Annotated in this window: 18 protein-coding genes, 4 tRNA genes and 1 riboswitch; of the genes, 6 read left to right on the forward strand and 16 right to left on the reverse strand. The window is 64.1% G+C overall.

Annotated elements, in window-relative coordinates; genetic code table 11:
* Window positions 1–2 precede the first annotated feature (2 nt).
* The 9 genes from aroC to M1D74_RS08970 form a co-directional block, all read right to left on the reverse strand.
* Window positions 3–1202, reverse strand: a complete 1200-nt coding sequence (aroC, locus tag M1D74_RS08930; RefSeq protein ID WP_458117169.1) for a chorismate synthase — start codon at window positions 1200–1202, stop codon at window positions 3–5.
* A gap of 32 nt (window positions 1203–1234) precedes the next feature.
* A complete protein-coding gene (locus M1D74_RS08935) occupies window positions 1235–2131 on the reverse strand; it encodes a shikimate dehydrogenase (protein WP_458115112.1) in 897 nt (298 codons plus the stop codon).
* A complete protein-coding gene (gene mltG, locus M1D74_RS08940; RefSeq protein ID WP_309069991.1) occupies window positions 2132–3355 on the reverse strand; it encodes an endolytic transglycosylase MltG in 1224 nt (407 codons plus the stop codon).
* The gene (ruvX, locus tag M1D74_RS08945; protein WP_309069990.1) at window positions 3352–3930 is read right to left on the reverse strand and encodes a Holliday junction resolvase RuvX; all 579 of its coding nucleotides are present in this window, start codon (window positions 3928–3930) and stop codon (window positions 3352–3354) included. Before ruvX ends, mltG begins: the two co-directional genes overlap by 4 nt.
* A gap of 16 nt (window positions 3931–3946) precedes the next feature.
* Window positions 3947–6625, reverse strand: coding sequence for an alanine--tRNA ligase (gene alaS, locus M1D74_RS08950; protein WP_458115113.1), 2679 nt, complete (start codon window positions 6623–6625; stop codon window positions 3947–3949).
* 70 nt (window positions 6626–6695) lie between these two features.
* Complete coding sequence (locus tag M1D74_RS08955) at window positions 6696–6923, reverse strand: DUF6167 family protein (RefSeq protein WP_309069988.1); 228 nt, start codon at window positions 6921–6923, stop codon at window positions 6696–6698.
* 49 nt (window positions 6924–6972) lie between these two features.
* Entirely contained in the window at window positions 6973–7347 is a 375-nt protein-coding gene (locus M1D74_RS08960) for a DUF948 domain-containing protein (protein WP_309069987.1), read from the reverse strand.
* Between the two features lie 153 nt (window positions 7348–7500).
* Window positions 7501–8127 carry a 30S ribosomal protein S4 gene (gene rpsD, locus M1D74_RS08965; RefSeq protein WP_458115114.1) on the reverse strand — a complete coding sequence of 209 codons (627 nt, stop codon included), beginning with the start codon at window positions 8125–8127 and terminating at the stop codon, window positions 7501–7503.
* A gap of 243 nt (window positions 8128–8370) precedes the next feature.
* Window positions 8371–9795 (reverse strand): replication-associated recombination protein A, encoded by a 1425-nt coding sequence (locus tag M1D74_RS08970; protein WP_458115115.1) that lies wholly within the window; start codon window positions 9793–9795, stop codon window positions 8371–8373.
* Between the two features lie 56 nt (window positions 9796–9851).
* On the opposite strand from M1D74_RS08970, the gene M1D74_RS08975 reads away from it, so the two are divergent.
* Window positions 9852–10526: an acVLRF1 family peptidyl-tRNA hydrolase gene (locus M1D74_RS08975; protein ID WP_309069984.1), complete on the forward strand. Its 675-nt coding sequence runs from the start codon at window positions 9852–9854 to the stop codon at window positions 10524–10526.
* A gap of 33 nt (window positions 10527–10559) precedes the next feature.
* Here the strand turns inward: M1D74_RS08975 and rpe are convergent, their stop codons facing one another.
* The 5 genes from rpe to M1D74_RS09000 all read right to left on the reverse strand — a co-directional run bounded on the left by rpe (window position 10560) and on the right by M1D74_RS09000 (window position 15379).
* Entirely contained in the window at window positions 10560–11213 is a 654-nt protein-coding gene (rpe, locus tag M1D74_RS08980) for a ribulose-phosphate 3-epimerase (protein ID WP_309069983.1), read from the reverse strand.
* Between the two features lie 36 nt (window positions 11214–11249).
* On the reverse strand, window positions 11250–12785 hold the full coding sequence (locus M1D74_RS08985; RefSeq protein ID WP_458115116.1) for an RsmB/NOP family class I SAM-dependent RNA methyltransferase: 1536 nt from the start codon (window positions 12783–12785) through the stop codon (window positions 11250–11252).
* Window positions 12782–13699 (reverse strand): methionyl-tRNA formyltransferase, encoded by a 918-nt coding sequence (gene fmt / locus M1D74_RS08990; RefSeq protein ID WP_458115117.1) that lies wholly within the window; start codon window positions 13697–13699, stop codon window positions 12782–12784. The genes M1D74_RS08985 and fmt overlap by 4 nt, the downstream gene beginning before the upstream one ends.
* Entirely contained in the window at window positions 13696–14283 is a 588-nt protein-coding gene (def, locus tag M1D74_RS08995; protein ID WP_309069980.1) for a peptide deformylase, read from the reverse strand. Before def ends, fmt begins: the two co-directional genes overlap by 4 nt.
* A gap of 118 nt (window positions 14284–14401) precedes the next feature.
* The gene (locus tag M1D74_RS09000) at window positions 14402–15379 is read right to left on the reverse strand and encodes a cytochrome (RefSeq protein WP_458115118.1); all 978 of its coding nucleotides are present in this window, start codon (window positions 15377–15379) and stop codon (window positions 14402–14404) included.
* A gap of 211 nt (window positions 15380–15590) precedes the next feature.
* Here M1D74_RS09000 and M1D74_RS09005 point away from each other — a divergent pair.
* The 4 genes from M1D74_RS09005 to M1D74_RS09020 all read left to right on the forward strand — a co-directional run bounded on the left by M1D74_RS09005 (window position 15591) and on the right by M1D74_RS09020 (window position 15989).
* Window positions 15591–15664, forward strand: a tRNA-Gly gene (locus tag M1D74_RS09005).
* A 54-nt stretch (window positions 15665–15718) separates the two neighbouring features.
* Window positions 15719–15792, forward strand: a tRNA-Cys gene (locus tag M1D74_RS09010).
* Between the two features lie 20 nt (window positions 15793–15812).
* Window positions 15813–15884: transfer RNA gene (locus tag M1D74_RS09015), tRNA-Val, on the forward strand.
* Window positions 15885–15915: 31 nt separating this feature from the next.
* Window positions 15916–15989: transfer RNA gene (locus tag M1D74_RS09020), tRNA-Gly, on the forward strand.
* Between the two features lie 70 nt (window positions 15990–16059).
* On the opposite strand, the gene M1D74_RS09025 is transcribed toward M1D74_RS09020, so the two are convergent.
* Entirely contained in the window at window positions 16060–16374 is a 315-nt protein-coding gene (locus M1D74_RS09025; protein ID WP_309070039.1) for a DMT family transporter, read from the reverse strand.
* 14 nt (window positions 16375–16388) lie between these two features.
* A riboswitch (guanidine-III (ykkC-III) riboswitch) is annotated at window positions 16389–16451 on the reverse strand.
* Window positions 16452–16890: 439 nt separating this feature from the next.
* Complete coding sequence (gene zapE, locus M1D74_RS09030) at window positions 16891–17925, reverse strand: cell division protein ZapE (RefSeq protein WP_458115119.1); 1035 nt, start codon at window positions 17923–17925, stop codon at window positions 16891–16893.
* 213 nt (window positions 17926–18138) lie between these two features.
* Here zapE and M1D74_RS09035 point away from each other — a divergent pair, with 213 nt between their 5' ends.
* Window positions 18139–19050: a sulfurtransferase gene (locus tag M1D74_RS09035; RefSeq protein WP_309069977.1), complete on the forward strand. Its 912-nt coding sequence runs from the start codon at window positions 18139–18141 to the stop codon at window positions 19048–19050.
* Window positions 19051–19095 lie beyond the last annotated feature (45 nt).

Raw genomic sequence — 19095 nt, forward strand, 5'->3', positions numbered from 1 at the left:
CATCAGGACGTAACCGAGTTCAGCGACGCCGGGATGTTCTCGAGATAGGAGTTGAGATTGCGCTTCGTCTCCTCAACGGAGTCGCCGCCGAACTTCTCGGTTACTGCTTCCGCGAGAACCAGGGCGACCATGGCCTCGGCAACCACTCCCGCCGCGGGGACAGCACAGACGTCCGAGCGCTGGTGGTGTGCCTTGGCGGCGTCGCCCGTGGTGACGTCGATGGTCTGGAGTGCCCGGGGCACGGTGGCGATTGGTTTCATGGCAGCACGCACCCTCAGAACGTCACCGATGCTCATGCCGCCTTCGATGCCGCCTGCGCGGTTGGTGGCGCGTCCGATGCGTCCGCTGTCCTCGCGGACAATCTCGTCATGGGCTGCGGAACCGCGCCGACGCGCGGTCTCGAAGCCGTCACCGACCTCGACGCCCTTGATCGCCTGGATTCCCATGAGTGCACCGGCGAGGCGGGCGTCCAGCCTGCGGTCCCAGTGAACGTAGCTTCCCAGTCCCGGAGGGAGACCGTAGGCGAGGACCTCGACAACGCCGCCGAGTGTCTCACCCTCCTTGTGGGCTGCATCGACTTCGGCGACCATGGCGGTGGAGGTGTCGCGGTCGAAGCAGCGCAGCGGATCTTCGTCCAGCGCCAGCACGTCTCGGGGCCCGGGCAGCTCGGAGCCTTCCGGAACCGCGACGGAGGCGACGGCGACGGTATGGCTGACGAGTTCGATACCGAGAGCGGACAGGAACTGCGCCGCAACGGTACCGAGGGCTACCCGCGCCGCTGTTTCCCTGGCACTTGCGCGTTCAAGCACCGGCCGCGCCTCATCGAAGCCGTACTTCTGCATCCCGGTGAAGTCAGCGTGCCCCGGGCGAGGCCTTGTCAACGGTGCGTTGCGGGCCGAGTTCTCGAGGATGGCGGCGTCCACCGGATCAGCGGACATGACCTGCTCCCACTTCGGCCATTCGGTGTTTCCCACCTCGACGGCAACGGGGCCGCCCTGGGTCAGACCATGCCGGACGCCGCCGATGATTCGTACCTGGTCCTGTTCAAACTTCATCCGGGCACCACGGCCGTATCCCAGACGCCGACGAGCCAAAGCCGCCTGAATGGACTCGCTCGCAATCTCGACGCCAGCGGGCATTCCCTCAATGATTCCAACCAGAGCAGGGCCGTGGGATTCCCCGGCCGTCAACCAACGCAACATAACGTCCATCCTGCCACGGTCAGCGGGGCCTGCTAGCGCCGGGGAGCCTCCACCGCGTCACACATCACATTTATGACAGCGGCCTCGTCCCTGAAGACGTCTCCAGTGAAGAGCTTCACCTGCGCAACCGCCTGGTAGAGCAGCATCTCAAGCCCGGGAACGATGGCGCCGCCACGCGATGACCACGCGCTTGCGAGTGCACTCGGCCACGGGTCGTAGGCCACGTCCAGCAGCACGCGTGGCGCTGCCTGGGCGGACTCGCCCATCGAGTCGGGCATACGCTGCAGTGCGGCGGCCAGGCCGTCTGCTCCATGCGGCGGCAGTGTCGAAATGACAAGCGGCGCAACCACGCACAGGTCGGCGGCGGCGTCGAAATCCTGCAGTTGCACGGCGGTGTTCAAACGCTCACCCAGAGCGATCAGCGGCTGCGCCTTGTGGGTGGACCTGACGCAGACATCCACCAGCTCGACTCCCATGCGAGCCAGCGCAGCGACAGCCGCCGAAGCGGTGCCGCCACCACCGAGTACCAGGGCTTGCCGCGGGGATCCAGCGCCGGCGTGCCGGACGGCTCGAACTATGCCCTCGACATCGGTGTTGTGGCCGACCAGGCGGCGATGAGCGCCCTCCCCGACGGGAAGCACAGTATTGATGACGCCCAGGTCAGCGACTCCGGGCGCCAGCTCATCCATATACGTCAGCGCCGCCGCCTTGTGCGGCATTGTCACGGACAATCCACGCCATGCGGAATCTGCCCGCAGCTCGCGCATGATGCCCTCGAGCGCGTCCGGCGGTGTTTCGATGGCCGAGTAGTCGCACGCGAATTCGAGGTAGGAGTAGGCAGCACCGTGCAGCCGCGGGGATTTTGAGTGGGCAATGGGATGACCGATGACGCCGGCCCGATACGGGGCCGGCGCCTCGTCAGGCACCACCTATTCGCACCTTCCGGCGTTGTCGGCACACCATGCCTGGTACTCCTGAACGTACTGCGCATGTTCGGCGAGAGTTTCCGAGAACTTCGTCTCGCCCGAGTCCAGATTGACAGTGACCCAGTAGTAATACGGGACGTCAGCCGGGTTGACCGCCGCCTCGATCGCTTCCGCGCTCGGGGAGCCGATCGGGCCCACGGGCAGACCTTCGTTCGCGTACGTGTTGTACGGGTTCGATTTGTCGGCTTTTTCCTCGTCCGTCAGGTTGTAGCTCTTGCGGTTCAGGCCGTAGGTGACCGTCGCATCGGACTGGATCAGGCCGTTGGTCTCCGTGTTGTCCGGGCCCAAACGGTTCATGATCGACCCGGCAACCTGCGCGTAGTCGGCCTGGCCTGCCTCCGCCTGAACGATGCTGGCGATAGTCAGGATCCGATACTGCTCAGCGGTATCAGTCACGCCTGCTTCCTCAAGAGCCGCATGGGTGTTGTCCACCATCTGCTGGATCACCTCGGTGGCACTGATCTCCAGGTCAAACCTGTACTCGCCGGGGTAGAGGTAGCCCTCAAGGGTCGGCGACTGTTCCGGAATGCCGAACTGGGTGGGATCCTTAGCCAGGGCGTCGAATTCTTCCCGAGGGATCCCGGTCGATTCGGCGAGGATGTCAAAAACTTCGTTTTGCCTCAGATCGCGGGCGACGGCGGCGTAGTGAACTCCCGCGCCTCCCTCGGCCAGCAGCGCCTGTGCTGCTTCCTCGGCACTCATCTGGTACTTCATCTCGTAGTCACCGGGCTGGATGACGCGGCCGTCAGCAACCGAGGAGAGCGCCTTGAGGAATTCCTCCGAGCTGGCCACGATGTCCTGCTGCTCGAGGCCGTTGCCGACGATCAGGGGCCCCGCGCCCGCATCCACGGTGAAGGTCACTGATCCGGTTCCGGGACCGGCGTAATCCGTCACCTCACCGACGCCGAGGAGGCTCCGCAGGAACATCGCAACGGCAACCACCACGCCGATGAAACCCAGGACAACGACCAGCATGACGATGGTCCTGCGCCTGCGACGGCGCTGGCGCGCCTTGGACGGTCTACGGGTTCGGCGGGATGGAAGGTCCGCCTCGAAGAATTGTTCCACCGGCTCCGGATGCACTGGATAGTGGTCTTCGAAGTAGTCGTCCGGGTGCTGCTCGGCGCCGTGATCAGCTGCCGGGAAAGGAGGATGACGATGGCTCACTGCTCCTCTTTCCTCCCACTGTAGGTTTGCGAAATGTCTAACTCCTCGGATGAGGCCGGCGACGGGTGGTCAAGATTCCGCCGCCGATGTTGAACGACCGGCTCCCCCACATCCCGCTCAAGGTTCCGTTGCATGTCGATGGCGTGTTGGAGTATCTCCACGGCTGCCACCTGATCTACCACCTTACGGTGTTCCCGACTGTTCAATCCAGCCTGACGAAGTGATCGATGGGCCGAAACTGAAGTCAGCCGCTCGTCGATCAACCGCACGGGTACGTCCAGTCCCGCATCCACGAGGGTGTCAACGAGTGCCGCAGCGTAATCCCGAGCCATGGCCGTAGAGGCGGATTCGGTACCGCTTAGGTTGCGGGGCAACCCGACGAATACCTCAACGGCTGCGAGCTCCTGAATGTTCCGGAGCAACAGACGCAGGTCACGGTTCTTCCGCGTATCGCGGTTGAGCGTGCACACCGGCGTGGCGATAAGCCCGTCCCTGTCGCTTGCCGAAACCCCGACGCGGACCATGCCGACATCGACGCCGATCTTCACTCCGCGGGGGTAGTTTTCCGAAACCACGGGACTGGAACTCCGGCTACCGTGCCGCAACTGCAGCACGGATGGAATCCAGAGCCGCAGGTACCTTCGCCGGATCCGACCCGCCGCCCTGCGCCATGTCATCCTTACCGCCACCGCCGCCGCCGAGAATGCCCGCCGCGGTGCGCACCAAGGCTCCCGCCTTGACGCCCGCGCCGCGTGCCTCGTCATTGGTGACCACGAGGACCACCGGGCGATCCTTGCTGACTCCGGCTACAGCAACAACGGCGGCACCCGAGCCCAGCCGTCCACGCAGGTCGAGCGCGAGGTTGCGGAGGTCATCAGCGCTGCCCACGGTGCCGGCGTCGTGCGTGATCAGCCTGACTCCGTCAACATCCTGGACCGTGTTGACCAGGGCCGCCGCGGCGTTGGAAAGCTGCTCCTTGCGCAGGCGCTCCAATTCCTTTTCTGCGGCCTTCAACCGGTTGAGGGTTGCACTGAGACGCTCGGGCAACTGGGGAGATGGCACCTTCAGCATGTCGGACAGCTCCGTAACCAGCGCACGTTCGGCTGCCGCATGCCGGAAAGCGTCCATGCCGACGAGGGCCTCGACACGGCGGTTGCCGGAACCGACCGACTGCTCGCCCAGAAGGGTCAGCGTACCGATGAGCGACGTCGACTCGACATGTGTGCCGCCGCACAGCTCGCGCGACCAGGCACCGTCAATCTCGACGACGCGCACCCGGTCTCCGTAGGCCTCGCCGAATAGTGCGGTTGCGCCCAGAGCCTTGGCGTCATCGAGGCCCATCACCTTTGTCTCGACGGTGTGGTTGCTGCGGATCGCAAGATTCGATACTTCCTCTATCTCAGACCGCGCCGCGGAGCTGATGCCCTCGCCCCAGGAGAAGTCGAAGCGGAGGTAACCGGCCTTGTTGAACGAACCGCGCTGCAGCGCCTCGGGACCCAGAACCTGGTGAAGTGCCGCGTGCACGATGTGCGTTCCGGAGTGGGCCTGCTCCCCCGCGTGGCGGCGCTGACGGTCGACGGCGGCTGTCACCAGCGCGTCCTGGGTGATCTCTCCCTCCCTCACAAGGGCACGGTGCACGCTGAGGCCCTTGATAGGCCGCTGAACGTCGGTGACCTCGACCGAGAAGCCGTTTCCGGTGATCAGCCCGACGTCGGCAGCCTGTCCGCCCGCTTCAGCATAGAAGGGCGTGCGATCCAGAATGAGCTCGATTTCCTCGCCCTGCCGAGCCACGGGCACCGACGCACCGTTGCTGATGATGCCGCGCACCACCGCTTCGGTGGTCAGTTCGTCGTAACCGGTGAAGACAGTTTCGCCTGTTGCCAGCAGTTCGTTGAACACCGTCATGTCTGCATGGCCGGCCTTCTTGCCGCGCGCATCGGCCTGCGCGCGCTGGCGCTGCTCGAGCATCAGGGCGCGGAAACCGTCCGCATCAACCTTCACTCCGGCTTCTTCAGCCATTTCAAGCGTGAGATCGATGGGGAATCCGTAGGTGTCGTGAAGGCTGAAGGCCTCATCGCCGGACAGTGCACGCCCTGCGGTCTTGGACTCCCGCACGGCTTCCTCGAGTCGCGCGGTTCCGGAAGCGATGGTGCGCAGGAACGCCTTCTCTTCTCCGTAGGCGATGCGGCTGATGCGTTCGAAGTCGCGCTCGACCTCCGGGTAGACGCCCTTCATCGCGTCGCGGGAGACGGGCAGGAGGTCGGGCAGGCACGCCTTCTCGACGCCGAGGAGGCGCATAGCGCGTACGGCACGGCGGATCAGGCGGCGGAGGACATAGCCGCGTCCTTCGTTGGAAGGAGTCACGCCGTCCGTGATCAGCATCAGGGCAGAGCGCACGTGGTCAGCCACGACCCGCATCCGTACATCGTCCTGGTGGTGAGGGTCGTCGTCGGATTCTGCACTGGTGTATTCGCGACCCGAGAGTTCCGCGGCTTTGTCCAGGACGGGACGAACCTGGTCGGTCTCGTACATGTTCTCAACCCCCTGGAGGACCATCGCGAGTCGCTCCAGGCCGAGGCCCGTGTCGATGTTCTTTTGGGGCAGCTCGCCTGCAACGTCGAAGTCGTCCTTGCTGCGCACTGCTGAAAGCCGGTACTGCATGAAGACGAGGTTCCAGATTTCGATGTAGCGGTCTTCGTCCGCCTCCGGCCCGCCGTCCTTGCCGTATTGAGCGCCGCGGTCGTAGAAGATCTCGGAGCACGGTCCGCCCGGACCCGGCTGCCCGGTATTCCAGTAGTTGTCCTTCTTGCCGAACTTCTGGATTCGCTCAACGGGGAAACCGACCTCGTCGCGCCAGATGGCCAGTGCCTCGTCGTCGTCCCGGTAGACAGTGACCCACAGCCGGTCAGCAGGCAGACCGAAACCGCCGTCCTCGACACTGCTGGTCAGGAGCTCCCACGCCATCCGGATTGCGTTCTGCTTGAAATAGTCTCCGAAGGAGAAGTTTCCGCACATCTGGAAGAAGGTGCCGTGACGCGCGGTCTTTCCGACCTCTTCAATATCGGCGGTGCGGATGCACTTCTGGATGCTGGTCGCGCGGCTGTAGGGGGGCACTTCCCGAGCCGTCAGATACGGAATGAACGGGACCATACCGGCGACGGTGAACAGCAGCGACGGATCGCTGGAAACGAGCGAGGCAGACGGCACGCGGGTGTGCCCCTGCCCTTCGAAGTAGTCAAGCCAGCGACGGGCGATCTCTTGCGACTTCATGGGGATCCTTCGGTGTTGCGTGCGAACGGTGCGCAGAGGCGGTGTCTTTGGGGGCGGGCGTGATCTGCCGTCACGGACGGGGCTCTGAGTCGATTCCCAGGGCGGTGCGCAGGTCCGTCTCACGTTCCTGCATTCCCTGGCGGAGTGCGTCAGCGAAGTCGGCGACGCTGTCGGTGAGCTGCGCGACGGCGCGGTTGAGCCCCTCAGGACCAACAGCCGACCTCATCGCGGCGACCTTGCGTACAGCTACTACACCGATGGCAGCGCCTGCCGCGAGCCAGAAAACCCTCTTGATCATCAAGAAATCCTCGTCTGTTGTGCGTGCGTTCTGGACGGGCAGCCGGAGTTCAGCGACTACGACGGCGGGAAGCCGGCTTGCGCCGGGAAGCCAGCGCGCTGCGCACGCCATAGGAGAAAGCCGCCACCTTGATCAGCGGCGAGCCCACTGTTGCGGCGACGAGCGAGGAGAGTGCGGAAATATTGGCGGATGCGTCCGAAACGTTCGACGTGATGCCATCGACGTGCTTCAGCTGTTGGTGGGTGGTAGTCACTGTGCTGGTGACCTCGTCGATCAGTGGGGTCGTGCCCTCGCTGACGGATCGGATGGCCTGGCGGAGTTCGTCGAAGACTTTTCCGAGCTTCCACACCGGAATGGCGAGCAGCGCAACCAGCACTGCAAAAACTCCGGCGGCAATGAGCCCGGCGATTTCTCCACCTGACATTCGTGAACAACTCCTTAACCTTCGCGCTGTGGACGGACGGGCGCCCGCAATCCCCTATGTACCTTACCTACTCAAGAGCCCGCGGCGTGCGCCGCGGGCTCTTGAATAACTGATGTTCAGTTGTACTGCCGAAACGCCGTAAACGGCGCTGAATCAGCGTGCGTAGTATTCGACCACGAGCTGCTCTTCACAGGTCACGGGGACCTCGGAGCGCTTGGGGCGGCGAACCAGACGTGCCTGGAGCTTCTCGAGCTGAACGTCGAGGTAGCCGGGAACGGCGGGAAGAACATCGCGGTGGGCACCTGCGGCGGCAACCTGCAGCGGAACCATGGTCTCGCTGCGGCTGTGCACGTGGATGAGCTGGCCTTCGCTGACGCGGAAGGACGGGCGGTCCACGCGTGCACCGTCAACCATGATGTGGCGGTGAACCACGAGCTGACGCGCCTGGGCGATGGTGCGTGCGAAACCAGCGCGCAGCACGAGAGCGTCGAGACGCATCTCGAGCAGTTCGATCAGGTTTTCACCGGTCAGACCGGCGCTACGGCGGGCTTCTTCGAAGACACGGGTCATCTGTGCTTCACGGATGCCGTACTGTGCGCGCAGGCGCTGCTTCTCGCGCAGGCGTACTGCGTAGTCACTGTCCTGCTTGCGACGCGAACGGCCGTGCTGACCGGGTGCGTACGGACGACGCTCCAGGTACTTTTCAGCCTTGGGGGTCAGAGCAATGCCGAGGGCCCGCGAAATGCGGACCTTGCGGCGGGCACGTGTGTTGTTAGCCACGTTTACCTTTCACTGTTTTGCGGCAAAGCAGATCCTGGCGGCAATGTGCCGCCGGATCTCTTTCTTGTGTCGCTGGCCTCCACGTTCGGAGAGCCGGAAGGGGCCGCTTTCCGGTACTACAGTTCGCGGGTCTGCACCTTGTCCGCCGCTGCCGCCGAAGGATCGGCGGAGCCGATCCGGGCAATTGAAGGGCGGGCATGGGTGAGCCGCGACTTGCCAGTCAACGAACAATCCTAGCAGTGCTCAGCCGTTCCGAATAATGGCGCGCAGTTTCTCAAGCCGTCCGGCCACAGCCCGCTCGGCGCCCCGGTCGGTGGGTATGTAGTAATCCGTTCCCACGAGGTCATCGGGCGCGTACTGCTGGGCGGCGATGCCGTGGGGTTCATCGTGCGAATAGACGTACCCCTTGCCGTGACCCAGCTGACGGGCCCCGGGGTAGTGCGCGTCACGAAGATGCGCGGGGATGCCCTGCCCCTTGCCTGCGCGCACGTCCGCGATGGCGCGGTTGATTCCGTTGTAGGCGGCGTTCGACTTGGGTGAGGTGGCGATGTGGACCACTGCCTCGGCGAGGATGATCCGACCTTCCGGCATACCGATCAGCTGCACCGCCTGTGCAGCTGCCACAGCAGTTTGCAGGGCGGTGGGATCAGCCATGCCAACGTCCTCGGCAGCAGAGATCATCAGCCTGCGCGCGACGAAACGAGGGTCTTCACCTGATTCGAGCATGCGCGCCAGATAGTGTAGTGCGGCGTCCACATCGGACCCGCGCAGCGACTTGATGAACGCGCTCACCACGTCGTAATGCTGATCGCCCGCGCGGTCGTAGCGCAGGGCGGCGACGTCGACGGCTTTTTCGGCGTGCTCCAGGGTGATGCGCACGACTCCTCGTCCGTCCCCATCAAGCGGAGGATCTTCCTCCGGCTCTTTGGACTGCTCCTCGGACTGCGCTACTCCGGCAGCGGCCTCGAGTGCCGTCAACCCACGGCGGGCATCGCCGGCAGCGAGCCGGACGAGGTGGTCCAGGGCATCATCGTCAATTGCGACCTCCCCGCCGAGTCCCCGCGGGTCATCCACCGCCCGCTGGAGCAGGGATCTGATGTCATTCTCGGTCAGGGGCCTGAGCGTCTGCAGTAATGAGCGAGAAAGCAGAGGGGATACCACCGAGAACGAGGGATTCTCCGTGGTGGCCGCAATCAGCACCACCCACCCGTTCTCCACTCCCGGCAGGAGAGCGTCCTGCTGTGCCTTGTTGAACCGATGGATCTCATCGAGGAAGAGCACCGTTGTGATGCGGTGCAGATCACGATTGGACAGCGCCTCATCCATCACCCTGCGCACATCCTTGACACCCGCAGTGATAGCGGAAAGCTCAACGAATTTGCGGCCCGGGCCCCTTGCAATAACATGCGCCAGTGTTGTCTTCCCGGTCCCTGGCGGACCCCAGAGAATGACCGACGTCGGAGCCCCCGTCCGTGCCGCCGGCTCACCACCGGCCAGCGTGCGCAAGGGCGACCCGGCGCCCAGGAGATGCTGCTGACCCACGATCTCATCCACCGTTCGCGGCCGCATGCGCACCGGCAGGGGGCTTCGGAGACGGTTCCGCTCACTTCGACCGGCACTGACGGACTCGTCAAAGCCGTCCGCATCAAGGCTGAATAGGTCATTCACACAGCCAAGGCTACTGTGATCCACTGACAGCTTCGGCCAGCAATCAGGGAGGCAGAGTGCAGGACAACCGCTCGGTTCTGGTCCCGCCCGAGCGGCTGACGGGATGGGTCCGCCGCTTCGGTGAGCGAAACGGGCCATTCCACACCACCCGTAGCCCAGCTCTGCCCGGAACATTCGTCCTCGAAGCGGAAAACGGATGTACGGCCTTGGTTGCTGCACCCCTGACGACCGATACTGGCGGGCTCACTGTGGGTGATATGGTCCCCTGCGAGACCGAGACGGCCGTGAGCGAAGTGGTTCACCGCGCCCTGGCGCCGCGGACGGTGGGCCTGATCCTGATACGGCGTGGTGGTTACGGCGTCGGCGTCGCCCGCGACGGCGCCCTCATCTCCTCCAAGAACGGCACACGCTACGTCCAGTCCAGAACTGCCGCCGGCGGGTGGTCACAGCAACGGTTCGCGCGTCGCAGGGAGAACCAGGCGGACTTTCTGGTCAGCACGACGGCCCAGCGTGCGGCGGCACTCTTCGCAGACAATCCGCCGGACTGTCTGCAGCCTGGCGGAGATGCCAAGCTCTTTTCGGAATGCCTCGCCGACGGCGCCTTGGTGCGCTACCGCCCGCTCCCCCGCCTCCCGCTGTTGCCGGTTCCCGATCCGCGGCAGGACGTGCTTCGCCGGGCTGCGGCGGACACGCAAGCCGTGCGAATTACCCTGACGAACATTCCCGACTGATGCCGTGGCAGACAGCACCCTCGCCTACCCGAATCAGGACGCCGCCCGCCTCAGGGCTGCTATGGCGGCGGCTGGGTCATCAGCGCCGTAGACCGAAGAACCGGCGACGAAAACCGTCGCTCCAGCTTCGGCTGCACGGACGATGGTCTCTTCCGTGATACCGCCGTCCACCTGAATCGCGACGGGAAGATCCGCTCCACGAACGGCCTCGGCGGCGCGCCGAATCTTCGGAAGGGTCACGTCCAGGAAGGACTGCCCCCCGAACCCGGGCTCCACGGTCATGATCAGGAGCATGTCCAGTTCGCCAAGCATGTCGAGGTAGGGCTCGACGGCGGTCGCCGGTCGAAGTGCCATGCCTGCCCGTGCTCCAACCGAACGCAATTCCCGCGCCAGGCGGATGGGCGCCTGAGCCGCTTCTGCATGGAAGGTCACGGAGGCGGCACCCACGGCGGCGTATTCGGGCGCCCATCGGTCGGCGTCGTTAATCATGAGGTGTATGTCCAGGGGCACTGGAGCGACTGCCTGAATCCGCTTCACCACCGGAAGTCCAAGGGTCAGATTCGGAACGAAGCTGTTGTCCATCACGTCCACGTGAACTGCGTCGGCCGTGGCGATGCGTTCGAGTTCCGACTGTAGATTCACGAAATCCGCGGACAGGATGCTCGGGTGGATACAGCAGGTGCTCATACTCGGCCTTTCAGTAGGGACGGCGTCCGTGGGATGTCAGTCTGCGTTTCGCTGGATCAGGGCGAGGAACATCGCGTCCGTGCCGTGTATGTGCGGCCACAGCTGCGCGGTTTTTTCGTGTCCCGCGCCAAGCGAACTGCTCCTGCTCACACTGTCAAGAACTTCCCCAGCGTCGAGAAGATCGAAACCTTTCCTGCCGCGCAGTGCGTCCTGAACGACGGCGGTGGTCTCGGCGGGGTGCGGTGAACAGGTGACGTACGCCACGACGCCGCCCGGGCGGACCGTGTCAAGGGCTTCAGCAAGCAGAGCGCGCTGCAGCGGTCCCAGTTCCGCAAGATCCGAGGGCTTGCGGCGCCAGCGGGCTTCGGGCCTGCGGCGCAGCGCACCCAGTCCCGTGCACGGCGCGTCAACGAGGATGCGGTCGAACCCGTTCGGGTAAGCCTCCCCGATAGTGCGGCCGTCACCCACGCGAACGGTCCATACAGCCGGGTCAACAGCCGCAAGTGCCTGACGGACCAGCGCGGCGCGATGCTCTGCAGGCTCATTTGCGACGAGGCTGTGGCCGCGTTGGGCAGCTATGGCAGCGAGCAGGGCCGACTTTCCTCCGGGTCCGGCGCAGAGGTCCAGCCATTCCTCATTAACCGTTGATGGGGCGTCGAGCTCGACGGCGGCCAGCGCGCGCGCTGGGGCGTCGAGCTCGACGGCGGCCAGCGCGCGCGCGACGATCTGGGAGCCGGCGTCCTGCACCCTCACCTCGCCGGAGCGCACGGACTCGAGCCGCCCTACATCACCGGCGGCGAACAGTGCGGAGTCATCCACGAGCTCTCCGGGACGGGCGCCTGCCGCAAGAGCTTCGTCGAGCGATCCAATACCGGGCAACGCGACAAGGTTGACGATCGGAGCAGCGTTGTCTGCCTGCAGCAAGTCATCGATTTCGGCAACGGGGCGCCCGTGCCCTACAAGGCTCTGCCTCATGGTGCGGACTATCCACTCGGGGTGGCTGTGCCGCAGGGAGCTGGCCCGAACGGGATCCTCAACACCCTCGGTGAGGACCTCGATCCACTCGCTGAAGGATTTGCGTGACACCTTTCGAAGCACCGCATTGGTCAGGGAGGAAGGCCCCGCACCAATCACTGCCCGCACCAGGCCCACTGTCTGGTCAAGGGCGGCGTGCGGAGGCACCCGCATGGCCATCAGCTGGTGGACTCCCAGGCGCAGGGCGTCGAGAACGGCCGGGTCAAGCTGCTCGAGCGGGCGGTCGACGCACAACGCAAGGATTGCGTCGTAGGTGCCCTGGCCTCGCAGCGCGCCATAGGCCAGTTCTGTGGCGAACCCGGCATCCTGGCGGCCAAGGCGGTGCTTGCGGATACTGCTGGGCAGTACCAGGTTGGCGTAGGCATCATCAACTGCAACAGCTCGAAGAACCTCAAAGGCTGCCAGCCGCGCAGGATCGGCCCGCCTGGTGCGTTCGGAGGGCGCTGTGGCCGAGAACTTGCGGGCGCGCGACCTATTGCGCTCCCGTCCCCGCTCATTGCGCCGACTCTGACCGCCGGGATGATGTTCAGGTGTCATTCGAATTCCAGATCCTCTCGACGTGCACCGCGGAACCACTCGGGGGCGGCGAGCATGGTGCGTCCCGCTGGTTGAACCAGCGTCAGTTCGACGGCGTGTGATCCGGTCCCTGTCAGCACCGCTCCATCCCTATCGAGAACGACGCCGGGCGGAATGTCTGAAACGTCGGGGCGGAGCCGAACCGGGCCGAGCTTGAACCGCTGCCCGCCCAGCACCGTCCATGCCCCTGGCTCCGGCGTGACGCCGCTGATCCGACGCTTGATGGCAAGCGCGGGGTCGGTCCACCGAATCCGCCCATCAGGGCTTGCGAGCTTAGGAGCCAGCGACACCTCGCCCTGCTGTGGGACAGCATGGGCGCGTCCCTGCTCAAGGGCCGACAGGGTCTGTGCCAGGAGCACAGCGCCGCTTTCCGACAGCCGGTCGAGCAAGGTTCCGCTGGTGTCCTCAGGGCGGACGGTCTCCGTCAATGTGCCGAAGACGGGTCCGGTATCCAGGCCCTCCTCGAGAAGGAACGTTGAGGCGCCGGTGATGTCATCACCGTTGATCAGCGCGTGCTGGACGGGGGCCGCACCCCGCCAGGCGGGAAGCAGTGAGAAGTGCAGATTGATCCAACCGTGTCTTGGAACCCGCAACGCGGCAGCGGGAACGAGTCCCCCGTAGGCAACAATGGCCGCGGCCTCCAGGTCCAGCGCCGCGAGCCGCGAGATAACGGGCCCGTCGATGCGGTTCGCCTTGATGACCTCCAGGCCGAGTTTGCTTGCTGCCTCGGCGACCGGGCTCGGCGTCAGGACCTTCTTCCGACCAACCGGAGCGTCTTCGCGGGTAAGGACGGCAGCCACCTCGTGTCCCGCGCGGCGGAGTTCGGCAAGGGAGGGCACTGCAACCTTCGGCGTGCCGGCGAATAGTACTCTCATGCGCCGGTCCTCCGCCGGCCGCTCGAAGGCCCACCGATGCCGAACACCGAACCCACACTTGAGGATCGCTTGGTGAGGGTGTCCGTGGTGACCGCGTTGTACTGGGAGTGCCGGATGGCACGCATGGCGGCCCGGCGATCGTCCCCCTGAAGCCGGTCGATGTAGAGGCGCCCATCGAGGTGATCGCTCTCGTGCTGAAAGCAGCGGGCCAGCATTCCCTCCGCCTCTAGCTGCATCGGCTGGCCCGTGACATCGAACCCCCGAAGCTGGACAAGCTCAGCGCGGGGTAACGCGAATCCGATCCCGGGAACGGAGAGGCAGCCTTCCTGATCGTCATTCTGCACGCCTTCGGCGCTGAGAAGCTCAGGATTGACAACGTGACCTTCCGCCCCGTCAACCGCGTAGGTGAAGACGCGCAGACCGACCCCTACCTGCGGCGCCGCCAGGCCCGCACCCCGAACGCTGTGCATGGTCTCGAGCATGTTCTGAACCAACCGGGCCAACTCGTGACCATACTCGGTTACCTCTACTGCGGGTGTCCGTAGCACGGGGTCCCCGATCATCCTGATACTCAGAACCGCCATCCGGTCGTGTGTCCTCACCTGTCGGTCGTTGAATGTGTACGGGAGGTCCGGTCGGCGCAATTCAACATCCGACGAAACTCCCAAAATGCTTGGTCAAGTCTAGGTCAGGCTGCCCGCGTCAGCTGCTTATCGCTGTGACCGGTGCATCCGCCGGAGACACGTAACCCTGTTGGGCAACTCCAGGCGCCTGTGAGGTTGTAACGGTTCCCGCGGGTCGTGCGGCCCCTGAGCCGGTGGACGTGCCGGCTTCGAGGCGCGGGGGCGGCGGCACAGCCAGCAGCGGTTGACCTGCGTCAGCTGCATTCCCCCCAGCTTCCCAGGCGCGCCGGAGGGCGCAGAACTTGAACCAGTGCTCTTTGAGTACTTGCGGATTGGCCCGGTGCGCCCGCACCTCGGTCTGCCCGATAGCGACCCCGAGCAGGATTGGGTCGTTCCCGTACTTCCATGCTTCCCAGGAGCCGCTTCGGGGATCCACGAGAGATTCCTGTGCTTTCATGCCGGCGACGAGTTGCATGACCACCTTTTGATCGAGCGGCTTCACCATGCCGTCGCGGTCTGTAGCGCGGGTTTTGAAGTCGATGATGCACAGGCGCCCCGCGATCGTTGCCACGAGATCGAGCGTTCCCGCGTAACCAAGTTCCGAGTTCCAGACGGTGATCTCAGGCGCTATGGGCCTTACCTGGTACAGATCCCACCACTCGTCGAAACGGGCCGCGAATCCTTCCTCGCCGTGCTGCGCCAGCTCTGCGCGGGCCTCGTCAGCGCGATGTTCTCGGCCCAGATCGCGTAGGGCAACCTGTTCGCAATAGAAGTGAACCCGTGTACCTCGCTGTGCTGCGTCGTCGCGGTAACGCTCAGCAGCCTTCGAAGCGTCCTGGATCACGGCACGCATCTCGCTTGGATTGCCGAGCGACGACGGCAGGCGGGGGTCCTGGGCAAGAGCACTCGCTGCCATATACCCGAACCATCCCCCCAGCGAGGCGCTTTGGGACTGCGAGATGACGGTGGTGATCGAGGGGACCAGGGGTGGCTCCGAAACGGATCTGGAATACATGCGCCCGCGTTCTGTGGCGTGCGCGAGGAGCGGCTCGGTCATATATCCAGTGTGTCACCCCCGTCTGACACTTCTTCCGCCCGACAGACCTTAGGTGCCCGACGGCGCCTTATATAGCATCGGTGCGATATCTGCCGGAGGCGCTCCGCACGACCCTCAATTGGACGAACCCCTGTTCCTCCGATATTGTTTTTACTCGTTGGAAAGACGCCGAAGGGAATAGGGAAACCCTAAATCCTCGGCCATTTTCTCTGCGGACGTAGCTCAGCTGGCTAGAGCACCACCTTGCCAAGGTGGATGTCGCGGGTTCGAATCCCGTCGTCCGCTCGCAAGTCACTGTATTCGCTGGCTTCGGCCAGGGATCCCGCTTTAGTGGGGCACGGTGGGGTGGCCGAGAGGCGAGGCAGCGGCCTGCAAAGCCGTATACGCGGGTTCGAATCCCGTCCCCACCTCCATACGGTGAACTGCAAGACCTGGGCGATTGGCGCAGCGGTAGCGCGCTTCCCTGACACGGAAGAGGTCACTGGTTCGATCCCAGTATCGCCCACGCAAGGCGCCTCCTTGAGAGGCGCCTTTTCGCGGACGTAGCTCAGCTGGCTAGAGCACCACCTTGCCAAGGTGGATGTCGCGGGTTCGAATCCCGTCGTCCGCTCTGACCATCTAAAACAAGGCGGCTCCATCCTCATCCTCATGGATGGAGCCGCCTTGTTTTCCCGAAGGCGCTAGTGGAGAACCTTCAGTCCGATCACGCATCCGACGATTCCGAGCACCAACAGAACCTTCAGCAGCGACGCAGCTTCGCCGTCGAAAAGCATTGCGTAGGTGACAGTCAAGGCTGCGCCGATACCCACCCACACGGCATACGACGTTCCCGTCGGCAGAGTACGCATCGCCCAAGCCAGACCCGCCATGCTCAGAACCAGTCCGATCACAAAGACGACCGTGGGACCGAGCCTGCTGAACCCCTCAGACTTCCCGAGAGCTGTAGCCCACACTGCCTCAAGCACTCCCGAAACCACCAGTACAACCCACGCCATGGTCAACCGCTCCTTCAACGCCGTCTTTTCGCTCACCGGGTACGGCGCTCCTCGTCCGGGTGCCAGTTCGGCCCGCTCAGGGTGTCACACTGCCATGCGGGCGGCAAGATGAATCATGCTGAGGGCGAAAGCCCGAACTCTTTCCCTTCGTAAAAAGCCTCCTTATGATGGTGGATGCGGTGGAACAACGGGTTCCACATGAAAGAAGGGAGGTGCCTGTGTCTGTATCAGACGGGCTCAAAGGCAGGGCTGGAGAGTTGAAGGACAAGGCAGCCGAAATGGGCCGGAACTCGGGAAAGATCTCTCCCGTTTAGCCCAGGGCCTCCTCGACGGTCGACATCGTTGAGAGTCAGGACGGCATCCGACTCCCCGACACTTCGGCCCGACAACAGCCTTTAGCACGACAAGGAGGCGCCGACCCTGCCGCGAGGCAGCGTCGGCGCCTTTGTCATACCCTCAGGTTCTCTGACTTGCCCGCAGGCCCTCCTGGCGCATCTGCAGCACGGAAAGGCCGAGTCAGCCCTGGGTTTCGGCGCCCTGACGTGCCAGGGCGGTCAGGCGGGAAACGGCACGGTAGTACTTCTTCATGTGTCCACCCGTCATCATCTCCTGCGTGAAGAGATCACTCAGGGGTGCCCCGCTGGCGAGGATAGGAACATCACGGTCATAGAGGCGATCCGCAAGCACGACGAACCGCAGCGCCACGGCCTGCTCGGTGATGGTCTGTACCTCGTGCCAGGCAACGGCGTCGATGCCGTCAATAAGCTGGCGATAGCGGCTGGGGTGGACGCCGGCGAGGTGCTTGATCAGGTCGGTGAAGTGGTCTTCGGCCACGGTGACGTCGTCCGGGAAGTGGCGTGCCTGGCGGCGAACCTGTTGCTCCGACATCGGGGCCGGAGCTTCAGGAAGGCCGCGGTGGCGGTAGTCCTCGCCGTCGATACGAATGACCTCGAACTGGTCCGCCAAAACCTGAATTTCCCGCTGAAAATCGACCGCAGCGAATCTGCCCTCGCCGAGAGATCCCGGAAGCGTATTGGATGTCGCGGCGAGCTTGACGCCCGCGTCAGCAAGTTCACGCATGAGCCGTGACATCAACACCGTATCGCCCGGATCATCCAATTCGAACTCGTCGATGCAGACGAGTTGGTAGGTACTCAATGCATCGACCGTGCGCCTGAAGGACAAAGCGCCCACAAGGTTGGTGTATTCGACGAAGGTGCCGAAGGCCTTCTTGCCGGAGGCGGCGTGCCACAGCGAAGCGAGCAGGTGCGTCTTGCCGACACCGAATCCGCCGTCCATATAAATACCGGCCCGGCTCTGCTCACGTTGTCCACCGAAGAACTTGCGTAGCCCACTCGGCTTGGGTGCATTGACTGTCGAGGCGAAGTGCCGAAGCTCCTTCACGGCCGCGGACTGGGACGGCTGCTGGGGGTCAGGCCGGTACGAGTCGAAGGACACGGTCCCGAAACGCTGTGAGGGGAAAAAACCGTCCAGAAGTTCGTCCACCGAAACCTGCGGCGATCGTTGGGTCAGATGCTCAATGGTGGCCACAGATGAATGCGTCTTTCGTCGGCGATCGAGGGAGCAGGCCGTCAGAAGCCGTGCTAGGAAAGGATACGTCAGTAGCCGGGCAGCCACGGGTATCTCCGGTGTTCACGGTGCCGTCATTATGGCGTCCTGTGACTACGGCGGAAGGAATCAGCTGAGCCCGTGGTTACGCTAGGTGGGAAAGAGCAATCGTCAATGCAGGAAGGCTTTCCACGGATGAGTGTTGCAACAGACCCCCATGACAAGTTTGCAGAGTACGCGCACCCCGAGCGGCTTGTTTCAACCCAGTGGCTCGCGGACAACCTCGGCACTCCCGGACTCGTGGTCGTTGAGTCCGACGAAGATGTCCTGCTCTACGAGACCGGGCATATCGCGGGTGCCGTCAAGATCGACTGGCACACCGACCTGAATGACGAGGTCACCCGCGACTACGTTGACGGTGAAGGTTTCGCACGTCTCATGTCGGCCAAGGGCATCTCCCGTGACAGCACTGTTGTTATTTACGGTGACAAGTCCAACTGGTGGGCCGCTTACGCACTGTGGGTCTTCACCCTGTTCGGACACGAGGACGTGCGGCTGCTCGACGGCGGGCGGGACAAGTGGATCGCCGAGGGCCGTCCCGTCACGACTGAGGTGCCGCAGCCACAGCCCACCGACTACCCGGTGGTCGAGCGCAATGATGCTCCCATCCGTGCCTATCTGACCGATGTCCTTGATCACTTCGGGAACCCGCTGATCGACGTCCGCTCCGCCGACGAGTACACCGGGGCGCGAACGCACATGCCCGCATACCCCGAGGAGGGCGCACTTCGCGGCGGACACATACCTTCAGCGGTGTCCGTCCCCTGGGCCCGGGCAGCAGCAGAGGACGGAACCTTCCGCACGCGGGATGAGCTGGATGCGATCTACCGCGGCGAAGCAGGTTTGAAGGAAGGCGACGACGTTGTTGCCTACTGCCGCATTGGAGAGCGTTCCAGCCATACCTGGTTTGTGCTCCAGCACCTCCTCGGGTTCGAGAATGTCCGCAACTACGACGGATCCTGGACTGAGTGGGGCAACGTCGTTCGCGTGCCGATCGTTAAGGGCACTGAACCAGGTGTAGCGCCGGTAGCCGCCGGGCGGAGATAGTTAACGGAATGAAGGCGCCCCGGGCACTTGCCCGGGGCAATCGTG

The organism is Arthrobacter sp. D2-10, from assembly GCF_054161285.1.